Below are 19,224 nucleotides of genomic sequence, written 5' to 3'. Positions count from 1 at the left end.
CTTCTTTCACCTTGTGGTTTGAACTCACGACGTTCACCCGAGTTAAATTCTCTTCTCTCGCCTTGAGGTTTGAATTCACGACGTTCACCCGAATTAAATTCTCTTCTTTCACCTTGTGGTTTGAATTCACGACGTTCACCCGAGTTAAATTCTCTTCTCTCGCCTTGTGGTTTGAATTCACGACGTTCACCTGAGTTAAATTCTCTTCTCTCGCCTTGCGGTTTGAACTCACGGCGTTCCCCTGAGTTAAAATCTCTTCTCTCGCCTTGTGGTTTAAAATCACGGCGTTCCGAGCTAAACTCTCTTCTTTCACCCTGTGGTCTGCGTTCTGCATCACCTCCGTAAGTCCTTCTTGCAGGCACTTCACGTCCTAATTCGCGGCTTAACTCGTCTTTTCTTTCACGAGTTTGTTGTCTTCTTTCGAAGCCCAAATCTTCTTTTTCGATTCGCTTTCTCATTGTTAATTTTATCAACGATTTTAGAAAAATTGTCTGTTCTAAATCGCAGATGTCTTAGTTAAAATATTGCAACATCACTGCTGTAAAATAAATTTTTTAAGCTACTTACTAGCAAGATAAAATATCAAGAAATAAAAAATAAGTTATTCACTTTCAGAAACTTAAATACTGCCTTTTAGTAAAAGGCTCGCAAAGGTACAATAAATTTTATATTTTAGATACTTATTAAAGTACAAATTTGCAAATATTTTTTTCGATGATTTTTTTAGTAGCATTTATAGGTAAATCATAGCGTGTTTTTAGATAAAACAGATGGCTCGTAGAGGTGATTTTTTAGATTTTAGTTTGCTTTGATTCCTCACGCTAAATTAAAATCTATTAAGTACAATCATTTTAGACAAAAACTCGTTTATAAAATGGTTATATTTACCGTAATGCTGAATGGTTTCAGTTTTATATTAATACCAAGCAAAGACAATAATTAAAGTTGAAACTTAGTAATGAGCTAAATGCACAGATACGAGGTTCTCAGATTAATCAAATCAATTCTCTTAAAGAAAACTATGCAAAAATTTCGTCAACTTATATCTCTTTTCGCAGCGGTTATCTTGTTGAATAGTTGTAATTCAGCACTACAATCGTTTAAAAAAGGTCAGAAAAAATTTGACAATGGTGAATACGAACTAGCCATTAAAGAATTACAAAAGGCATCTGCAGCAAATTACGAATTGGGTAAAACAAATTATTTAATTGCTGAGTCATACCGATTATCCAACCGTGCGATTCTCGCAGGCGAATATTACGAAAAAGCATTGGCCGCTGGGAGTAGAGAAAATGATTTGCGTTATCATTTAGCAACCACGCAGAAAATGCAAGGTAAATACCAAGAAGCTGCCCAAAATCTCGAGAAATATCTTTCTGGCGTGCCTAGTAAAATATATAAAAACAAAGCACAAGCTGAAATAGACCAGTTAGAAGAAGTAGAAGCCTTGGCCAATAAAAAAACCTATATTGAATTAAAACCTTTGAATATCAATTCTACAGGAGCAGAATTTGCACCCATTATTCAAGGAAATGATTTGATTTTTACAGCTTCACGCAAAGATATTATCTATAAAAATAATGGTTTACCTTATTTAGGTTTATACAAAGCTTCGTTGAACAGTCCAACCGAATTAGGAAACCCTTCGCTTTTTAGCACGACCATCTTTAAAAATAATGCAAATGAAGGAACGCCAACATTTTCTAAAGATGGTAAAATGATGGTGTTTGCTAGGGGAAATGCAGGAAAGCGTTCGGACGCATCACCAGATGTAGATTTATACATTTCAAGAAATATAGATGGCGTTTGGACCGAACCCGAAATGATTTCAGTGTCAGATTCGTTGGCGTGGGATGGTTGTCCATCTTTCTCAGCAGATAATAAAACACTTTATTTTGGTTCAAACCGTGCTGGAGGAAAAGGCGGAATAGATTTATACCGTGCTAATATTGACAATGCAGGAAGATTCGGTAGAGCCATCAATTTAGGGGGTGATATTAATACCGCTGGCGATGAAATGTTTCCTTATGTTTCTGCGGACGGAAAATTATATTTCTCTTCAGATGGGCATGCAGGACTAGGCGGTTTAGATTTATTTGTGGCTGTTCGTAAAAATGGAGAAATCACGGTAGAGCATTTAGGGATTCCATTGAATTCTCGTTTTGATGATTTTGGTTTAGTAGCCATTGATTCTACAAAAGGATATTTTGCCTCAAACCGAGATTCAGGGAAAGGTGATGATGACATTTATTATTACGAAAATACACAGCCTGATAAAAAATACGATGTTCCAGTAATTGCCAAAGAAACGCCTAAAAAGAAAATTATCCGTTACTTTTTAGCAGGAAGCATTACCGATATGAATAATCAGCCACTTGACGAAGTAAAGGTGGCAATTATTGATAATTCAACTAATCAAGCGATTGATGAGATTTATACCAAAGCAGAAGGTACGTTTGGCAAGGTGAAAATGGAAGAAGATAAATCTTACACAATTGTAACGGAAAAGAATGGCTATTTTACCAAGCGTGAGCCCTTTACGATGGTTGGTAAATCAATTCCTTTAGAACTTTTAACGAAAGCAGAAACAGATACTACTTTCTATGCATCGATAAAATTAGATAAGCCAGAAGTAGGAAAAGAGATTACAAAGCTGTTTCAGATTGCCCCGATTTATTATGATTTAGATAAATCTAATATTAGGAGTGATGCTTCGCCAGAATTAGATAAAATCGTACAAATCTTAAATGATAACCCAACTATTAAGTTAGAATTAGGTTCACATACCGATTCAAGAGCAACAGCAGAATACAATGCTAAATTATCGCAACGAAGAGCAGATGCAGCAGTAGCCTATATCATTTCAAAGGGGATTGCTCCATCCAGAATTGTCGCGAAAGGGTATGGCGAAAGTCAGCTAGTAAACAAATGTGCTGATGGTGTAAACTGTACAGAGGAAGAGCACCAGCTAAACCGTAGAACAGAATTTAAAGTGTTGTCGGTGAAGTAATAATCGACTATTAACTAAAAAAGCGGAAGACCTAAATCTTCCGCTTTTTTTATGACTAATTCAAAACTACTTCTCGTTTGTCTTCTGGAAAAATAAAGTTAATCGGTTTGGAAACCTTTTCTTCCATCAAGGCAATCTGTAATACTTCATCAACCATATCCACATAGTGGAAAGTAAGGTCTGAAATATAAGAAGGCGTTATTTCTTCAACGTCTTTTCTATTTTTATGACATAAAATAATCTCTTGAATACCTGCACGCTTTGCGGCTAGAATTTTCTCCTTGATACCACCTACAGGCAAAACTTTGCCACGAAGCGTTACTTCGCCAGTCATCGCCAAATGAGGTCTTACTTTACGCTGTGTTAAAGCCGAAGCAATAGACGTTGTCATGGTGATACCAGCCGACGGGCCATCTTTAGGTACTGCACCTGCAGGAACGTGAACATGGAGGTTGTAGTTATCAAAAATTCTGTAATCAATTCCATACTCATCAGCATGTGCTCTGAGGTACGAAAGCGCTGCCATAGCAGATTCTTTCATGACATCACCCAACTGGCCAGATAAAGTAATACCACCTTTCCCACGATTCAAGATTGATTCTATGAATAAAATATCTCCACCAACGGGTGTCCAAGCCAAGCCTGTTACTACACCAGCAGTATCGTTGGTTTCGTATAAATCTTTATCGAAATACTCTTGTCCTAATAACTTAACAACCTCCTCAGGTTTGATAACCTTCGGATATTCTTCTTGCATCGCAATTGATTTCGTCACTTTACGAATCAATTTGCCCACTTGTTGTTCTAACTTTCTTACACCAGACTCTCGGGTATAACCTTCTATTAGCTTCTGTAAAGCTGCATCTGTGATAGTTAACGTCTTGTTTTCTAAACCGTGCTCTTCTTTTTGCTTAGGGACAAGGTGTTTTTTTGCAATCTGTACTTTCTCTTCCATCGTATAACCACTGATGTCAATGATTTCCATACGGTCGCGAAGGGCAGGGTGGATACTATCTAATGAATTGGCTGTAGCGATGAATAATACTTTAGATAAATCATATTCTATCTCTAAGTAATTATCCATAAAAGCATTATTTTGCTCTGGGTCAAGTACTTCTAGTAAGGCAGAAGACGGATCGCCACGGTGGTCTGAACCAACCTTATCAATTTCATCTAATATAAATACAGGGTTAGCAGAGCCAGCCTTTTTGATATTCTGAATCAATTTACCAGGCATAGCACCGATATAGGTTTTACGATGTCCTCTAATTTCAGATTCATCATGTAAACCGCCCAAGGCCATTCTGATATATTTTCTACCTAATGCTTTTGCAATAGATTTTCCTAACGAAGTTTTACCAACCCCCGGAGGGCCATATAAACACAAAATTGGGGCTTTCATATTGCCCTTCATTTTCAATACGGCTAGGTATTCGATAATTCTTTCTTTTACTTTTTCAAGACCAAAATGGTCAAAGTCAAGTACCTTTTGTGCTTTCTTAAGGTCGAAATTATCTTTTGTGATTTCATTCCAAGGTAAATCAACTAGTAATTCTACATAGTTCATTAACATCGGATATTCAGCCGACATCGAATTGGTACGTTGTAATTTTGCTAGCTCTTTCTGGAAATGATCAGATACTTCCTTACTCCATTTTTTATTAACGCCCTTTGCTCTGATTTTATCAAGTTCCGCTTCTGGACTATCAACACCCAGTTCCTCTTGTAAAACCTTTATTTGTTGGCGTAAATAATAATCACGTTGTTGTTGGTCTATATCGCTACTTGCCTTACTTTGAATTTCCCTTTTGATTTCCAATAAATCAATATCAGTCATCATCAATTCAAGCAATTTTCTGGCTTGGTCTAGTCCATTAATTGTTTCTAATAATTGTTGCTTTTCGGCTAATTCGGCATTTACATTAGCAGACAAAAAGTGAATTAAGAAACTTGGAGATTCGATATTATCCAAGGCAATTTGGGCTTCACGAGGAATCTCTGGGTTTAAGAATAAAATTCTCGAAGCCATTTCCCGCAAAGACTGAATCAATGCTTTGTTTTCCTTATTGAGTTTAGCAGGTAAATTATCTTCTAAATAATTTACTTTAGCAATCAAATTCGGTTCAGTTTTAATATAGTTTTGAACTTCAAAGCGTTTACGTCCTTGAACAATAATAGTAGTATTGCCACCTGGCAAAACAATCATTTTAATGATATGTGCTACCGTACCTACTTTGTACAAATCTTCGCCAAGGGGTTCTTCTTTATTCGGATTCGCTTGCGTAATTACGCCAATTGTTCTATTTCCTTTGTAAGCTTTTTTTACAAGCCTAACAGATTTTTGTCTTCCTACAGTAATGGGAATTACCATTCCGGGAAATAAAATAACATTTCGGATTGGTAATATTGGTAATTCGTCGGTAAGTTTTCCAAGTTTTTCATCATCAACCCCTTCCGACCCAAGGGGAATTAGTTCTATGCCATCGAAATCAGAAATCTCGGCAAGTTTAAGATTATTTAAAAAGTTTTTATCTAGACTCATATTATGTGTTATGCAAATTTGGAAATAAGTAATAGTACGGTGTAGGTAATGGGTATTTATATATAATTAAAGCAAGTGGATAAAAGTTTAAATATATCAAAATGATTATTCCCAAATTCAAATGGAATTTTCTGCCACAATGACAGAAGTCATAAAATTACACTTAAAAGTTATACAATCAAATTTGATTTATTAAACGGTCAAACCTTATGCCAATTGACATATTGGCATGAGTTATAAAGAATGTAATGGCTTTTTAACACCATTTTCAATACATCCCTGCTGTAAATATTGGGGTGTAAGAGAATAAACATAAACCCATAACGTTATTGTTCTAAGATAAAAAAACTATATTACTAACCAAAATAAAATTCTATGTAGTTGGCTAATCTATGAAAATTTCAGACCCTCTTTACACATAGTAGATTAATTCCTAGTTCTATGAAAACAGTTTTAAAATGCATTGCTTTAGCTACATTACTAGCAACAATTAGTTGTAGCTCATCATTGACGGTTCGCTCAGACTACGACCGCCAAATTAATTTTTCACAATATCGTACTTATAGTTTTTATACGCCTCCTGTTTCTCAGCAGGATGCCGTAATGGGCAGTCCGCTGATGATAAAACGTATGACTAAGGCCATGGAATATGAAATGGGGAGTAGAGGATATAAAAGAGATGACGCTAGACCAGACATTGTAGTGAGTTTTTCAACCGATGCTCATAATATACAATCAGTAAGTTCAAGTACTGCCACACCATCTTGGCCAGCGAGTGTTTCTTCTGATAATTATGAAGAAAATAGAATCATTATTAATATGTTAGATGCTAATTCTAAAGACATGATTTGGCAAGGATATGCAAAGGGGCAAATTAATAATAGTAAGAAAGATAGAGAGTTGTTAGTATTTGAGATTGTCAATAAAATAATGATGCAATATCCAAACCGTGCAGGATATGATAATATGGAGGCAATAGCAAAAAAAAGAAGAAGATCTTATTAATAACGAATACCTAACCACTTTTACAGGATCCCGATTCAGCAATGGACGGGATTTTTGTTTTTTTGATATTCACCAAGAAATTCTTTATGTTTAGTTTTCAAAAACAATCTAAACCATTGTTGAATATTCTCAGCATGGAACCAAACATGAAAACAATTAAATTAATAGAATGCCCACGAGATGCCATGCAAGGCTGGGAAAGGCAAATCCCTACAGCACTGAAGATTGTTTACCTACAACAATTACTGGAAGTAGGTTTTGATACCCTTGATTTTGGGAGTTTTGTTTCGCCCAAAGCCATTCCGCAAATGGCAGATACGGAGTTGGTGTATCGTGCCTTAGAGGAACATCATTCTCCTACTAAACTATTGGCAATTATAGCCAATCTGCGTGGAGCAGAAAAGGCTGTTAGTTTTGAGAAAATCCATTACCTAGGCTTTCCTTTTTCTATATCAGAGACTTTTCAACAACGCAATACTAATATTTCAGTAGAAGAAGCTTTTAAGACAGTAGAAGCTATTCAATCCCTTTGTTTAAAAAACAATAAAACATTAGTCGTTTATTTTTCAATGGCCTTTGGTAATCCCTATGGCGATGCTTATAATACTGAAATTGTAGCATTTTGGACAAAGAAAATGGCGGATATAGGCATTAATATCATTGCCCTTTCGGATACTGTTGGCTTGGCAGATACTTCAATCATTTCAAGCCTATTCAAAGACTTGATTTTAGCATACTCTGCAATCGAATTTGGAGGGCATTTTCATGCTCGTGCAGATGCTTGGTTACCTAAAATCAAAGCTGCTTACGAAGCAGGCTGTACTCGTTTTGATGGTGCTATCGGAGGTTTTGGAGGATGTCCAATGGCGGAAGACGAATTAGTAGGCAATATCAATACACAAAACCTGATAGAGTATTTCGAAAGTCAGTCGATAGATTTGGGAATAGACTTATCTGCTTTTAGGAAAGCGGTTCAGCAAAGCTGGGAGGTTTTTGTATAGTATTCGCTGAATTTTATAAAACAATTCAGCGAATACTATCTATCAACATTCCGTAGCACTCAATGCCAAACCTGCTTCAGAGGTTTCTTTATACTTTTTAGACATATCCTTGCCCGTAGCTTTCATTACTTTAATCACGCTGTCAAAAGAGATTTTTTGCAGAGAGCTATCTCCAGAGGTAGCCAATAGAAAAGCATTGTAAGATTTTACCGCTCCCATCGCATTACGCTCAATACAAGGAATCTGTACATAGCCACCGATAGGGTCACAAGTCATCCCTAAATGGTGCTCTATGCCAATTTCAGCGGCCGATTCCATCGCATTGATATCTTTGGTAGCACAGTAGGTTAGCATAGCCGCAGCCATAGCTGATGCTGTACCGATTTCGCCCATACAGCCCATTTCTGCACCAGAAATACTGGCATTATGTTTTACTAAAAAGCCAATGGCTGCGGCTGCCCACATACCATCACGCATGAGGGAAGGTGGGTAATGAAAATGATTTTTTATGAGATAAGTAATCCCCGGAATTACGCCAGATGCACCCGACGTAGGTGCGGTGACTACAATATTCCCAGCGGCATTTTCTTCAGATGCTGCTAAACAATAAGCATTTAAGAAAATCAAGAAGCTATCACTGGTGATGGCTAGATTCTTAGCACGCTCATAGAGTAAAGGGGCTTTTCTGCGTAGTTTGATAGTACCAGGCAATACTCTTTTATCTTTCAAACCACGTTTTACGGCTTTATGCATAAAGTCTAAAATGCCATCTACTTTTTGCTCAATCTCTTTCTTTGAAACGCCTGTCAAAGCCATTTCATTGGCTAGCATGAGTTCGGTGAGAGAAATCTTTTCACGATTTAAATGAGCCTTCAATTCCTTCATACTGGTGTATGGGTATGGCGGATTAATGGCATTTTTAGGATGTTGTTTTTCTCCCTTACGATAAATGAATCCTCCACCAATGGAATAATATTCATGTTCAAGAAGTATAGTTGACTCATCTTTCAATTTCAGCACCATCGTGTTGGCATGTGGAGAGTCGTACTTGCCTCTTTCAAAGTGAAAATTATCAGCATTTACGGCAATAAGATGGTCGTGAAATTTGACAGGATATTTATCATCTGGATTTTTTAATATTTTCAAAAACTTAACGGGGTCGCAGGCATCAGGTTTCCAACCTAATAAACCTGCAATGATGGCCCTGTCTGTACCATGCCCTTTTCCTGTGGCACTTAGTGAGCCATATAAATAAATTTCGATTTGAAGCTTGTCTGAAATAAGTGATGTAGGTAAACGATTGATTTCTGTTAAGAAATCGTATGCGGCTTTCATCGGGCCGATTGTATGTGAACTCGATGGACCAGGACCAACTTTGAATAAATCAAAAATGGAAGTAGTAATAGCTTGGGAATACATAGTTTGCTGAAGTAATATTTAGGGCTTAAATATACATCTTTTTAGTAGTCATTAGTATATATCCCTATTATCTGGTAAGTCAAAAGAGAAAGTTTATGCAAAATACATTGCCTTAATGATTACTTAAAAACAACAAGATAAAAAACAAATTTAAGCAAATAGAACCTAAGAAATTAAGTTGCATCGTGTGCTTATAGTCGGCTAATTGTTCGTCTTTAAGGACTTTCAAAAACCAACTATTGAAGAAAATTAGTACTGGCGACATTACGACCAAGTAAACAATAAAAGCAGGAAATTGAAAAATTTGTTGTGTTTGGAAAAAATAGAAGAAACCAATGGTAACCAATAGAAAAATTCCCGCTGTAAAAATAAAAGTACCACGAATACCCAATAATCTACTCATGGTTAAATCGCCTCGCTTAGCATCTTCTTCGTGTTGATAAATTTGGGTCATGGGGTAAAAACCCAGTAGATTGAAGCTACTCAATAAGGCAGGGAATAAATATTTCTCTTGCAATAAATTCTCAAGTGGAAGCTCGTCGATTGCTTGGATAACAGTTAAATACGTAAACGCACCTTGAAAAATACCGACAGTAATCCAGCTAAGGATTGGGTATTTCTTTAACCTAATTTTATCATTAGAATATGCTTTAGAAATACTACTATAAATAAGTAAAGCAAGTGCTAATATCCAACCTGAGAGTAAGTAAGCGATAATGACTGCTATAATATCCAATCCCCAAGCAACATAAAACAATGCTTTGCTAACAGGAGGAGGATTTTCTAGTCCCCCAATTGAGCCTTCATCTTTATCATAATAACTATTATAAGCATTAGAAGCAGGATAAATCAATAAATGGAGCAAGAAGAAAACGCCGATACTGATACCCAAGTTGGTATTACTCGTTTGGCTCAAGGCGAACCAATAAACAGGCATAAGGAAAAAAGAAAACGGAATCCTGAGATGCAAAATAATATTTTTCATGTTAATCTTTTTGATTTTTTACCCGCAGATATTGGAGATTAATAACGCAGATTTACGCTGACAAATATTATCTGCGTAAATCTGCGAAAAATTATCTAACAATCTGCGGGTAAAAAAAGCCCACTCTCAGTTTACGTATTTTTCCAAAAATTACGACTATAAATTCTTTCAAAAGACCAGCCTTTGGCTTTCAATCCTGCTGGAATATAGGCAAAAGTTTCTTTGGGCGAAATATGCTCGTAATACAAATCATCATCAGTCAAAATAAGCGATTCATATTTTTCTCCCGTCTTAACGGTAATATCAGCAAAAGGCAATTCTTTAATATGTTGCTGATTATCTTTGGCAATTTGCTCTTTTAATAACCAATCTGCCTGATATTTTGTTGAGAAATAAGGCTTAGGTTTATAATTACCTTCCGACACTAGCAAGGCGTATTCCAAATAGCTTTTCAATAATTTAGGACCCTCATTTAAAGTATCTTCAACATGTAGCTGATGTGGCATAATGCTACTTACAATCAATATTTTTTCTTTGGCACGGGTAATGGCTACATTCAAACGGTTTTCGCCACCTTGCTGATTAAGCGACCCAAACTGCATACTCAATTTGCCTTTCACGTCAGGGGCATATGCTATTGAAAAAATAATGATGTCTCGCTCATCACCTTGTACATTTTCAATATTTTTAACAAAAATAGGCGCCACAGCAGTATCAGTCTTATCAAAAGAAAAATGCTTTGCTTCTAATAAATCCTGAATGAGTCCTTGTTGTTTAAAGTTAAAAGTAACAATACCGATAGATTTTTGAGGGAAATCTTTTTTGAGGTTCTGTACCAAACTAATGATGGTTTCGGCCTCCTCAAGATTGCTGTTGTTTTCCCAAATACCATTTACTTTTAAATATTGAATAGCAGGCTCGCCCTTATTGATTTCATGAAAATCAGGTAAGAGACGTAGTGTGTTTTTATAAAAATATTGGTTAGAAAAATCTATTAAATCTAACGAACGACTACGATAATGCCCTCTTAGTTGCGTTTGAGGTAAATATTGACAAGCCAAATCTAAAAGGGAATCGACCTCCAAGGCGGGAGTATCATCATCATCGTTTTCAAATTTTAATCGGTATAAATCATTAGGTTGCAATTGTTTAGAATCGCCCGCTATCACTACCTGTTTCCCTCTGAATAGTGCTGGAATACCCTGTTCAGCAAAACATTGCGAGGCCTCATCAAAGATGATTAAATCGAAGAAAGGACTTTCGGTTTCCATCGGAAAAATGGCTGATACCGTTTCTGGCGAAGCCAACCAACAAGGCACAAGCCTGAATATTTCATCTGAAAAAGTGGCAATCAATCGCCTAACTGCCCATAACTTCCGCTTTTTAGCTACTTGGTGTTTTAAATCACGATAAGTAACAATATTTTGGAGGCGATTTTTCTCTAAATTCTGATAACTGAGTGTGCGTAATTTTAGCAATAAGATTTCCTTACTTAATTGCTGTTTTTGTAACAGAGACTCTTGTAAAAGACTTTCCAACTGCCCAATTTTTAAAGAGCTTACTCCCCTTAAAATTGGGTTTTTCGTTTCGATATCTTTTATCCACGCCAATTTTAAACTATTCAGAAAACTCTCGTAAGGATTCTTTTCATCATCAAACAACCCAATTACGGCTAATTCTGTATGGCTACTATTTGCCTTCAATGCATCCAACTCCTGCATATCATCAAAATATTCTTGCAAGTATTTAATCACTAAAGTGCCATGTTGTAGGTTGGCTAATTCTTTTATCTGAATAGGAGATAAGTTAGCTTGCCATAGACTTATTTGTTCTTCTAATTGGGTTGACTTCTCAATCAGAAAATTGACTTTCGGTTGAAAATCTGCCCAACTGCAATCTAGCCACTCACTTAATTGAACACTTTTAATACTCCGTAAAATGGTTTCAGCTTTGGCTACTTGATACAGTAGTTGGAAATGGCGTTCGAACCAACGGTAGCCTTTTCTCAACCAAATCGGTTCCTGATTGTCCTCTATGGTTTTTTCAAAGTCTTTCCCAAACAGGTAAGCGTTTTCTTGCCACCATTTTTCTAAAGCAATTCTATTCAGAATTCTTTCGTGTAATTTCTTTAAATCGTCCGACGCAATGCTTAAACCATTGGCGATTGCCAGATGCTGAATTTCCTTTTTCTCTTTGGAAAACAACGTCCAATAAATACTTTCAAATGTATTTTCTTTGGCATTGATAGCATTACTTATTTTACCAGCTAAAGGCAGTAGTGCTGTACTGGGTAAAGTGATTTCAATACCCTGCCCAGCAAATAATTGTCCAACTTCCGCTTCTAATCCCGAGATTTTAGTAGCATTAGTCCTGATTCGTTCCGTTAAATTTCTGGTTAAAAGTTTATATACTTTGTCGGTCGCAATACCATTTAAAAGATTTTGTAGCTTTATTCTTTCGAGTGAAATCTTTTGGAGAGCTTCAAAAGATAAATTTTTATCCAATATTTGTTTGGCTTGGCTCTCAAAGTCTTGTACAAAATGACTTAATTCTTTAATCGTCTTAGTAATCAATGCAATATCACTTGATTGGCGATGTTGAAAAGAAAGACGATTTTGCCAAAATTCAGAAGCTTCGTTCCCTCTTAATCTTTCTTGGTAAGCAAAGTATAGCTTAAATTTCTCAACAAAATCTTTGATTTCCGTAAAGTTGAAGTACTTGTAATACTCCTGCAAGTCCACAAAAGAATCATTGGCCGAGCTTGTTAAATATAATTCCTTGATTGATACGCCAGATTCATTGATGGCAAATAAGGCATCTTTAAAGCTCTGGAGTTCTTCGGAAACTTTATCAATTTGCCGACTTTGTTGTGTGAAATTTCTTTCGATAAAAATAGCATCCAGACTTTGGTTCTGCTTTTGATAAGTATCTACTTGCTCTATCTGATCAAAGATTTGTTGATACAACGCTTTCCTATCATTCTTAAAGTCATGGACATTCCCTACGAAAGCTCTCATGCCCACTTGTGTTAGGCGTTCTTGCACAACATCTAGCGCTGCCCTTTTCTGGCAAACTACCAATACCTTTTTCCCTCTGGCCATAAAATCGGCAACAAGGTTACAAATCAATTGAGACTTCCCAGTGCCAGGTGGGCCTTGTACTACCAACGATTGTCCAGCTTTTACTTCTCGCAAGGCTACCTCTTGTGAAATATCTATTTCAAAGGGCATTAGCAATTGTTCCTCTCTGATAACAGAATGCTCTGGATTGACATCATTTGGAAAAAGATGCTCAACCGTTTTTTCTTCATTTTGCGCTAGCGTATCAATCAGAAACTGATAATCGGGTACTAAAAATGAGCCTGCTTGTGGGAAAATTCCTAAAACAGCTTGTGGATATAACTTCAGTTCGCCATTGCGTTCGGTTGCTTCTAATTCAGTTTTGGTGATTTTTTCGAAAAACGTTAGTTGATTCGTAAAGTTTTCTTGATTGAAATTGATATTTAGCGGAGAGCTTTTTAGGTATTCATAAAGCTGTGTTCTGAATTCAAGGGCATTTTTTGAAAAATCCTCGAAAGAATTATCCAAAAACTCATCGGAAAGCTGAATATCATTGAAATAAGAATAAGCCAACAAAAAACTTCTATTGATTGAAAGCGCCTCTTCTCTCAATTTTATTTGCCATATTTCTGTGAGAGATTCATCAGTGCCAGCATTCTTTTGAGTAGAAAGCGTAGCCTCTAGATGAATTGGAAAAAAAAGTAATGGACAACGAACGACAGTACCATCTGAAAATTTACCTTTTACAATAGGGTAACCAATGTATAAATCTTCAGAGCCACGTTCTTCTTCTATCAGTTTATCATGCCTTGAAATTTTTCTTAGCTTTTTACTGATTTCGTTGACTTTTTCAAAACGAGGGTCATGTTTTTCAGAAAGTGATATCGTGTTTTTCTGAGCGATTAGTTGCTCAATGATATGAAAAGAAGGAGTATTCTTTAGAAAATCAAGCTCATGAATATCTAAAAATTGTTCAGTTGCGGAAGTCAATAATAAAGACTTATTCCTAGCACTCAGATTCGTAAGTCTCTTTTGGTATGATTTCAGTATAGAATATAAAGTATTTTCTTTCACGATAACACATTTGATGAATTGATTAATTCAAATTTACAGGAAAAGCCTATAATACAAACGTAAAAAATGAAATGATAGTTATTAAATTGCCGATTTTTATATTTTTTTAGATACCTTACTATAAAAGAGGTTTTCTTCTAGGAACGGAGAGCCTCATTATAAGGTTTAAGCAATAAGTAATGATTATCATAAACTTCGTAATTTATTTAAAGAATTGTCTATCAGAAAATTACTATGAAAACAGCCTTAATTATCGGAGCAACAGGTTTGGTGGGAACCACCCTCGTAAAACAAATCCTTGAAAACCCACATTACACAAAAGTAACCTTGTTATTACGCAAACCATTGGACATTAGCCATCCCAAGCTAGTACAAGAAACAATCGATTTTGATAAGCCAGACCCTACAAAAATTGTTGGAGACGATTTGTTTTGTGCCATGGGCACAACCCTAAAAAAAGCAGGGTCTAAAGAAGCACAGTATAAAATAGACTGTACCTATCCTTTTGAAATTGGTAAAATTGCCCAATCCAATGGGATAAAACAGTATATTCTGGTGTCATCGATTGGTGCTGATGCTACTTCTTCTAATTTTTATTTGAGAACTAAGGGCGATTTAGAACAGAAAATAAAGAGTTTAGGCTTTGATAATTTTATCAGTGTTCGTCCATCTTTTATTTTAGGGGATAGAGAAGAGTTTAGGGTAGGAGAAAAAATTGGGATTGTATTAGCTAAAATAATCTCACCTTTGTTGATAGGGAAACTTAAAAAATACAGAGGAATAGAAGCCTCACAAATAGCAAAGGCTATGCAAGTATTAGCGAGCAAAGATTTAAAAGGCGTTCACTTTTTTGAATCAGATGAATTGCAGGAATTATAAGCCTTTGCAATGTTCAAAGCCCTTTGTGTATCTTTGTCGAAATTAAAATATGTATATGACACCCCTCGAAACTTTTCAAAGTAGAAAAATACACTTCCAGAGCCTTGTTGAACACTTCCAAAAACAGTATAATCAGTGGGCTGTTTTCAGAGCATTTTTATTTGCAATCACTGCATTGGTTGGCTATTTCTGTTATGAGTTGTATGATTTTGCCTATACTTTATTGGTATTGATTATTGGAATAGCCTTATTTTTATTTTCAGTGACCAAACATCTTAAAGTTAAATACTTAAGAGATAAAAACAAGGAGTTGATTGCCTTGAATGAAGATGAAATTCAACGATTATCAAACCAATTTAATCGTACTGAAACGGGCGAAGCTTTCATAGAAGACAAACATTTCTATGCGAATGATTTAGATATTTTCGGAAACCAATCGCTTTATAAATTACTCAACCGTACGCATACTTTTGGAGGAGCCAAAATGCTGGCAGATTGGATATTGCATCCAGCCCAAACAAATGAAATTTTAAATCGCCAAAAGGCCATTCAGGAATTATCAGCAAAAATAGACTGGCGTCAAGATTTAGAAGCTTCAGCGATGCTGATTGAAGAAGTAGCTGAACCGACCGACAAGCTATTAGCATGGAATAATGCTCCTGCGAACCAAACAATTAAAAAGTCTCTCTTTCAAATTACTCGTTATTTACCTTATTTGACTATTCCTGTAGCCATTGCTTGGATTGTGGGTTTTGTGCCAGCGTATATAGTATTGGTGCTTTTTATGGTGCATGGGATGATTCTGAAACAAATTTTTGAAGAAGTAAGCATTGCCCTAGAACAAACTAATCGTATTGCAGGAGCGATGAAAGCCTATGCCGCAGTATCAGAATTGATTGTCGCAGAGAATTTTCAAGAAGAAAAGCTAAACGATTTAAAAAGTAAAATTTCAGAGGCAAGTCCTGCTATCAAGGCTTTAGAAGACATCCTTAATAAACTAGCCAACAGAACCAATCCATTCTTTGCCTTTGTGGTAGGCGTTCCAACTTTATGGGATATTCAATATTTTATTAAACTAGAAAATTGGAAACAAGCTCACCGTGATAATCTTCCTATTTGGCTAGCTGTGATTGCTGAGTTTGAGGTGTTAAATAGTTTTTCGGGTTACCATTTTGCTAATCCAACCTTTATTAATCCGACTATTGTGACGGGTGGAGTAACGCTAAAGGCCAAGGCTTTGGGGCATCCAATGATTAAAGCAAGCAAACGAATTGCAAATGATATAGAACTGATTGGCGAGGGCAAAACAATCATCATTACGGGCTCGAATATGTCAGGGAAAAGTACTTTTCAAAGAACAGTAGCCATTAATGTAGTTTTGGCATTGGCGGGGGGCGTAGTCTGTGCCGAAAGCTTTGAATGTTCGTGTTTGCAGGTATTTACCAGTATGCGAAGCAATGATTCGTTAGAAGAAGGAACATCGTCGTTTTACGCAGAATTAAAACGCTTGAAACAGTTGATTGACGAAGTAGCTACAACCGATAATAGTAAGGCATCGATTCTATATTTTCTAGATGAAATTTTGAAAGGAACAAACTCAAAAGACCGTCACGAAGGAGCAAGGGCTTTGATGTTACAATTACACAAGACATCAGCTTCTGGCTTTATTTCGACGCACGACGTAGAATTAGGCGACGAATTTGATGAACAGGATTTTGTAAAAAACTACAGCTTTTCTTCTGAGGTTGTCAACGATGATTTAGTATTCGATTATAAACTTCGTGAAGGCGTTTGCCATAGTTTTAATGCTAGTCAATTGATGAAGAGGATTGGGATTGAGATGTGATATGTACTGATGGCATGACTTCAAGTCATGCCATCAGTGATTGAGAGTAAAAATATTATTTTACAAACCCTACCTTCATAAAAATAGGAAAGTTCACCGTAAAAATATCTGAACTTTTATAGATAGCTTTTAAACTTTCTATAAAACCATCTACAGGGTTTTCATGGTGAATTTTAATGTACTTCTGTACACTCGACCACGTATTTAAATAACCTTCCAGTTCAGCCAATGTCCATTGATAAGCCATTTCAAACCTTGGGCTTTCTATTTCTGCTAGTGTAAAAGGAAGCGTACGATATTCCTCATCAATATAGTCACGTTCAGCATCCCAATACTCACCAATTTGTTCTTGATAAAAATCTTGGAACAAAGCATTGGCTTCTTCATTATCTATCGTCAATGTACCATAACCCCAAGCAGCAAAAATGGCTTCTGGCTTAGCAACTCGACGAACTTCTTGATAAAAGCGCTCAAAATCAAACCAATGAATTGCTTGTCCTACCGTAATTAAATCAAAAGAGTTTTCTAAGAAATCTGTCTTTTCAGCTTGGGCAATAGCATAATGAATATTGTCAGCTTGTTGTGCATTATCAAGTTGCTTTTGTGAAATATCTGTGGCAAAAACATTTTTAAATGTTTCAGATAGACGATAGGCTACTTGTCCATTTCCAGTAGCACAATCCCAAGCAGTGTCAAAGCTTTTTACCTTGCTCAATACAAAATCATATAATTCCTCAGGATATTTTGGTCGAAACTTAGCATAAAGTGCTGCTTGGGTGGAAAAATTATCTTTGGGCATGATGTAAATAATAATTGTGAGTGATGAATTGTGATTTTAATAAAGTAATCAAAAAAGCTAAGAATTTTATCTTCGTATAATCCCCGTAGTGGTAACCCTTGCAGTTACCGTTCGACAAAGTACTCATACTAATAAACGGTAACCGCAAGGGTTACCGCTACGGATAATGGATAATTTCTTTTTTCTGTTTGAAAATTTATGAGAAAATAGATAAAAGAACGAAAAAATAAAACCTCCTGACTATCAAATCAAGAGGTTTTTCAATTTCTACAAAGTCATATGATTAGATGGCCAATTCACTAACAGCTAACCAAGACATTAATCCTGCTCCGATTTCTAAAGCACTTTCGTCAATATCAAATGTAGGCGTATGTACACCTGAAATAATACCTTTGGCTTCATTACGAGTTCCTAAACGATAAAAACACGAATCTACATGATGTGTATAATAGGCAAAATCTTCTGCTGCCAACCAAATATCTAAATCAATCACATTGGCCTCGCCCATGTAATCAACCGCAGCACCTTTCATCCTGCGTGTTAATTCTGGTTCATTCTTTAAGAATGGATATCCTTTCTGAATGAATACTTCACAAGTTCCACCCATAGATTCTGCAATACCTTCTGCCATTTTCTTGATACGTGCCAACGCATCTGCACGCCATTCTTCGTCCATCGCACGAAAAGTACCTTCTACGTATACTTCGTTTGGAATCACGTTGGTAGCACCATTGGCAATTACTTTACCGAAAGTTAGCACTGAAGGATAACGAGGGTTTCTGTTACGACTGATAATCTGCTGTAAAGCCACGATAATATGTGAGGTAATCAATACAGGGTCAATGCCTAATTCAGGCATTGCACCGTGTCCGCCTTTGCCTTTTACCGTAAAGTATAATTCATCTGCACTAGCCATATACATTCCTTCGCGGAAACCGATTTTTCCTACGGGAATATTTGGTGCTACGTGCTGACCAAGCATTTTGCTAGGAGTAGGATTTAATAAAGCTCCTTCGGCAATCATTACCGATGCTCCTCCCGGTGCTTTTTCTTCCGCAGGTTGAAAGACTAGCTTTACTGTTCCGTCAAATTCATTGCGAAGCGTATGTAAAATTTTAGATACGCCTAATAATGAAGCTGTATGCACATCATGCCCACAAGCGTGCATTACGCCTTCGTTCAATGATTTATAGGGTACATCGTTCGCTTCAACAATCGGTAAAGCATCCATGTCTGCACGCAAAGCCACGATTTTAGAAGAAGGATTATTCCCCTCAATCGTTGCTACTAAGCCTGTGTTCGCAATTTCAGTTGGGATAATGCCAATTTCTTTTAAGCGTGCTGCTACATATTTTTGCGTATTGAATTCCTGATACGATAATTCAGGATTTTGATGTAAATGTCTGCGATTTGCCACAAACTCACTGGCATTGGCTTGGGCTAATTGTTTTATTTTTTCTTTCATTTATTGGTCAAATAACTCATCCAATAATTTTAAAATTAGACGAGCGTTTTCTTTTATTATCTTATTAAATCCTATTAGCAATACTTCTTCATGGCCATAATCAGATTTGTTTATATATCCTAAAATAATCAGCCATTCGT

11 protein-coding genes and 1 pseudogene are annotated in these 19,224 nt (G+C 36.3%); 5 read left to right on the top strand and 7 right to left on the bottom strand.

Translation table 11 applies throughout. From position 1 onward, the window contains the following. Nucleotides 1-458 (bottom strand): annotated as a pseudogene (locus AC07XN_RS15675) (hypothetical protein); the annotation flags it as partial. Between the two features lie 563 nt (nt 459-1,021). Here AC07XN_RS15675 and AC07XN_RS15670 point away from each other — a divergent pair. After that, a complete protein-coding gene (locus tag AC07XN_RS15670; protein ID WP_494743762.1) occupies nt 1,022-3,010 on the top strand; it encodes a CHU_0125 family OmpA-like outer membrane integrity protein in 1,989 nt (662 codons plus the stop codon). A 55-nt stretch (nt 3,011-3,065) separates the two neighbouring features. Here AC07XN_RS15670 and lon read toward each other — a convergent pair whose 3' ends face one another. Continuing rightward, complete coding sequence (gene lon / locus AC07XN_RS15665) at nt 3,066-5,552, bottom strand: endopeptidase La (protein ID WP_494743761.1); 2,487 nt, start codon at nt 5,550-5,552, stop codon at nt 3,066-3,068. Between the two features lie 441 nt (nt 5,553-5,993). Between lon and AC07XN_RS15660 the strand changes: the two genes are divergently transcribed. Together AC07XN_RS15660 and AC07XN_RS15655 are read left to right on the top strand one after the other, a co-directional pair. Further along, a complete protein-coding gene (locus tag AC07XN_RS15660) occupies nt 5,994-6,557 on the top strand; it encodes a DUF4136 domain-containing protein (RefSeq protein ID WP_494743760.1) in 564 nt (187 codons plus the stop codon). Between the two features lie 146 nt (nt 6,558-6,703). Then, the gene (locus tag AC07XN_RS15655; protein ID WP_494743759.1) at nt 6,704-7,558 is read left to right on the top strand and encodes a hydroxymethylglutaryl-CoA lyase; all 855 of its coding nucleotides are present in this window, start codon (nt 6,704-6,706) and stop codon (nt 7,556-7,558) included. A gap of 42 nt (nt 7,559-7,600) precedes the next feature. On the opposite strand, the gene AC07XN_RS15650 is transcribed toward AC07XN_RS15655, so the two are convergent. From AC07XN_RS15650 to AC07XN_RS15640, 3 genes are all read right to left on the bottom strand, one after another. Continuing rightward, the gene (locus AC07XN_RS15650) at nt 7,601-8,977 is read right to left on the bottom strand and encodes an L-serine ammonia-lyase (RefSeq protein WP_494743758.1); all 1,377 of its coding nucleotides are present in this window, start codon (nt 8,975-8,977) and stop codon (nt 7,601-7,603) included. 112 nt (nt 8,978-9,089) lie between these two features. Then, nucleotides 9,090-9,962 (bottom strand): UbiA family prenyltransferase, encoded by an 873-nt coding sequence (locus tag AC07XN_RS15645; RefSeq protein WP_494743757.1) that lies wholly within the window; start codon nt 9,960-9,962, stop codon nt 9,090-9,092. 131 nt (nt 9,963-10,093) lie between these two features. After that, a complete protein-coding gene (locus AC07XN_RS15640) occupies nt 10,094-14,095 on the bottom strand; it encodes an AAA domain-containing protein (RefSeq protein WP_494743756.1) in 4,002 nt (1,333 codons plus the stop codon). A gap of 234 nt (nt 14,096-14,329) precedes the next feature. On the opposite strand from AC07XN_RS15640, the gene AC07XN_RS15635 reads away from it, so the two are divergent. Continuing rightward, nucleotides 14,330-14,974, top strand: coding sequence for an oxidoreductase (locus AC07XN_RS15635; protein ID WP_494743755.1), 645 nt, complete (start codon nt 14,330-14,332; stop codon nt 14,972-14,974). Nucleotides 14,975-15,029: 55 nt separating this feature from the next. After that, nucleotides 15,030-16,820, top strand: coding sequence for a MutS-related protein (locus AC07XN_RS15630; RefSeq protein WP_494743754.1), 1,791 nt, complete (start codon nt 15,030-15,032; stop codon nt 16,818-16,820). A gap of 55 nt (nt 16,821-16,875) precedes the next feature. Here the strand turns inward: AC07XN_RS15630 and AC07XN_RS15625 are convergent, their stop codons facing one another. Next, on the bottom strand, nt 16,876-17,619 hold the full coding sequence (locus tag AC07XN_RS15625) for a class I SAM-dependent methyltransferase (protein ID WP_494743753.1): 744 nt from the start codon (nt 17,617-17,619) through the stop codon (nt 16,876-16,878). A 283-nt stretch (nt 17,620-17,902) separates the two neighbouring features. Further along, a complete protein-coding gene (locus AC07XN_RS15620; RefSeq protein WP_494743752.1) occupies nt 17,903-19,084 on the bottom strand; it encodes a M20 metallopeptidase family protein in 1,182 nt (393 codons plus the stop codon). Nucleotides 19,085-19,224: the final 140 nt, after the last annotated feature.

It is taken from the genome of Arcicella sp. GW458-12-2-14-TSB2 (genome assembly GCF_059423785.1).
Note: the sequence above shows the minus strand (reverse complement) of the source record. Positions and strands in the feature narration are given on the sequence as shown.

What these genes read in the sequence shown, in the direction of transcription:
- AC07XN_RS15670 (WP_494743762.1), top strand. Translation starts at nt 1,022, where the DNA reads ATGCAAAAATTTCGTCAACTTATATCTCTTTTCGCAGCGGTTATCTTG.
- lon (WP_494743761.1), bottom strand. Translation starts at nt 5,552, where the DNA reads ATGAGTCTAGATAAAAACTTTTTAAATAATCTTAAACTTGCCGAGATT.
- AC07XN_RS15660 (WP_494743760.1), top strand. Translation starts at nt 5,994, where the DNA reads ATGAAAACAGTTTTAAAATGCATTGCTTTAGCTACATTACTAGCAACA.
- AC07XN_RS15655 (WP_494743759.1), top strand. Translation starts at nt 6,704, where the DNA reads ATGAAAACAATTAAATTAATAGAATGCCCACGAGATGCCATGCAAGGC.
- AC07XN_RS15650 (WP_494743758.1), bottom strand. Translation starts at nt 8,977, where the DNA reads ATGTATTCCCAAGCTATTACTACTTCCATTTTTGATTTATTCAAAGTT.
- AC07XN_RS15645 (WP_494743757.1), bottom strand. Translation starts at nt 9,962, where the DNA reads ATGAAAAATATTATTTTGCATCTCAGGATTCCGTTTTCTTTTTTCCTT.
- AC07XN_RS15635 (WP_494743755.1), top strand. Translation starts at nt 14,330, where the DNA reads ATGAAAACAGCCTTAATTATCGGAGCAACAGGTTTGGTGGGAACCACC.
- AC07XN_RS15630 (WP_494743754.1), top strand. Translation starts at nt 15,030, where the DNA reads ATGACACCCCTCGAAACTTTTCAAAGTAGAAAAATACACTTCCAGAGC.
- AC07XN_RS15625 (WP_494743753.1), bottom strand. Translation starts at nt 17,619, where the DNA reads ATGCCCAAAGATAATTTTTCCACCCAAGCAGCACTTTATGCTAAGTTT.
- AC07XN_RS15620 (WP_494743752.1), bottom strand. Translation starts at nt 19,084, where the DNA reads ATGAAAGAAAAAATAAAACAATTAGCCCAAGCCAATGCCAGTGAGTTT.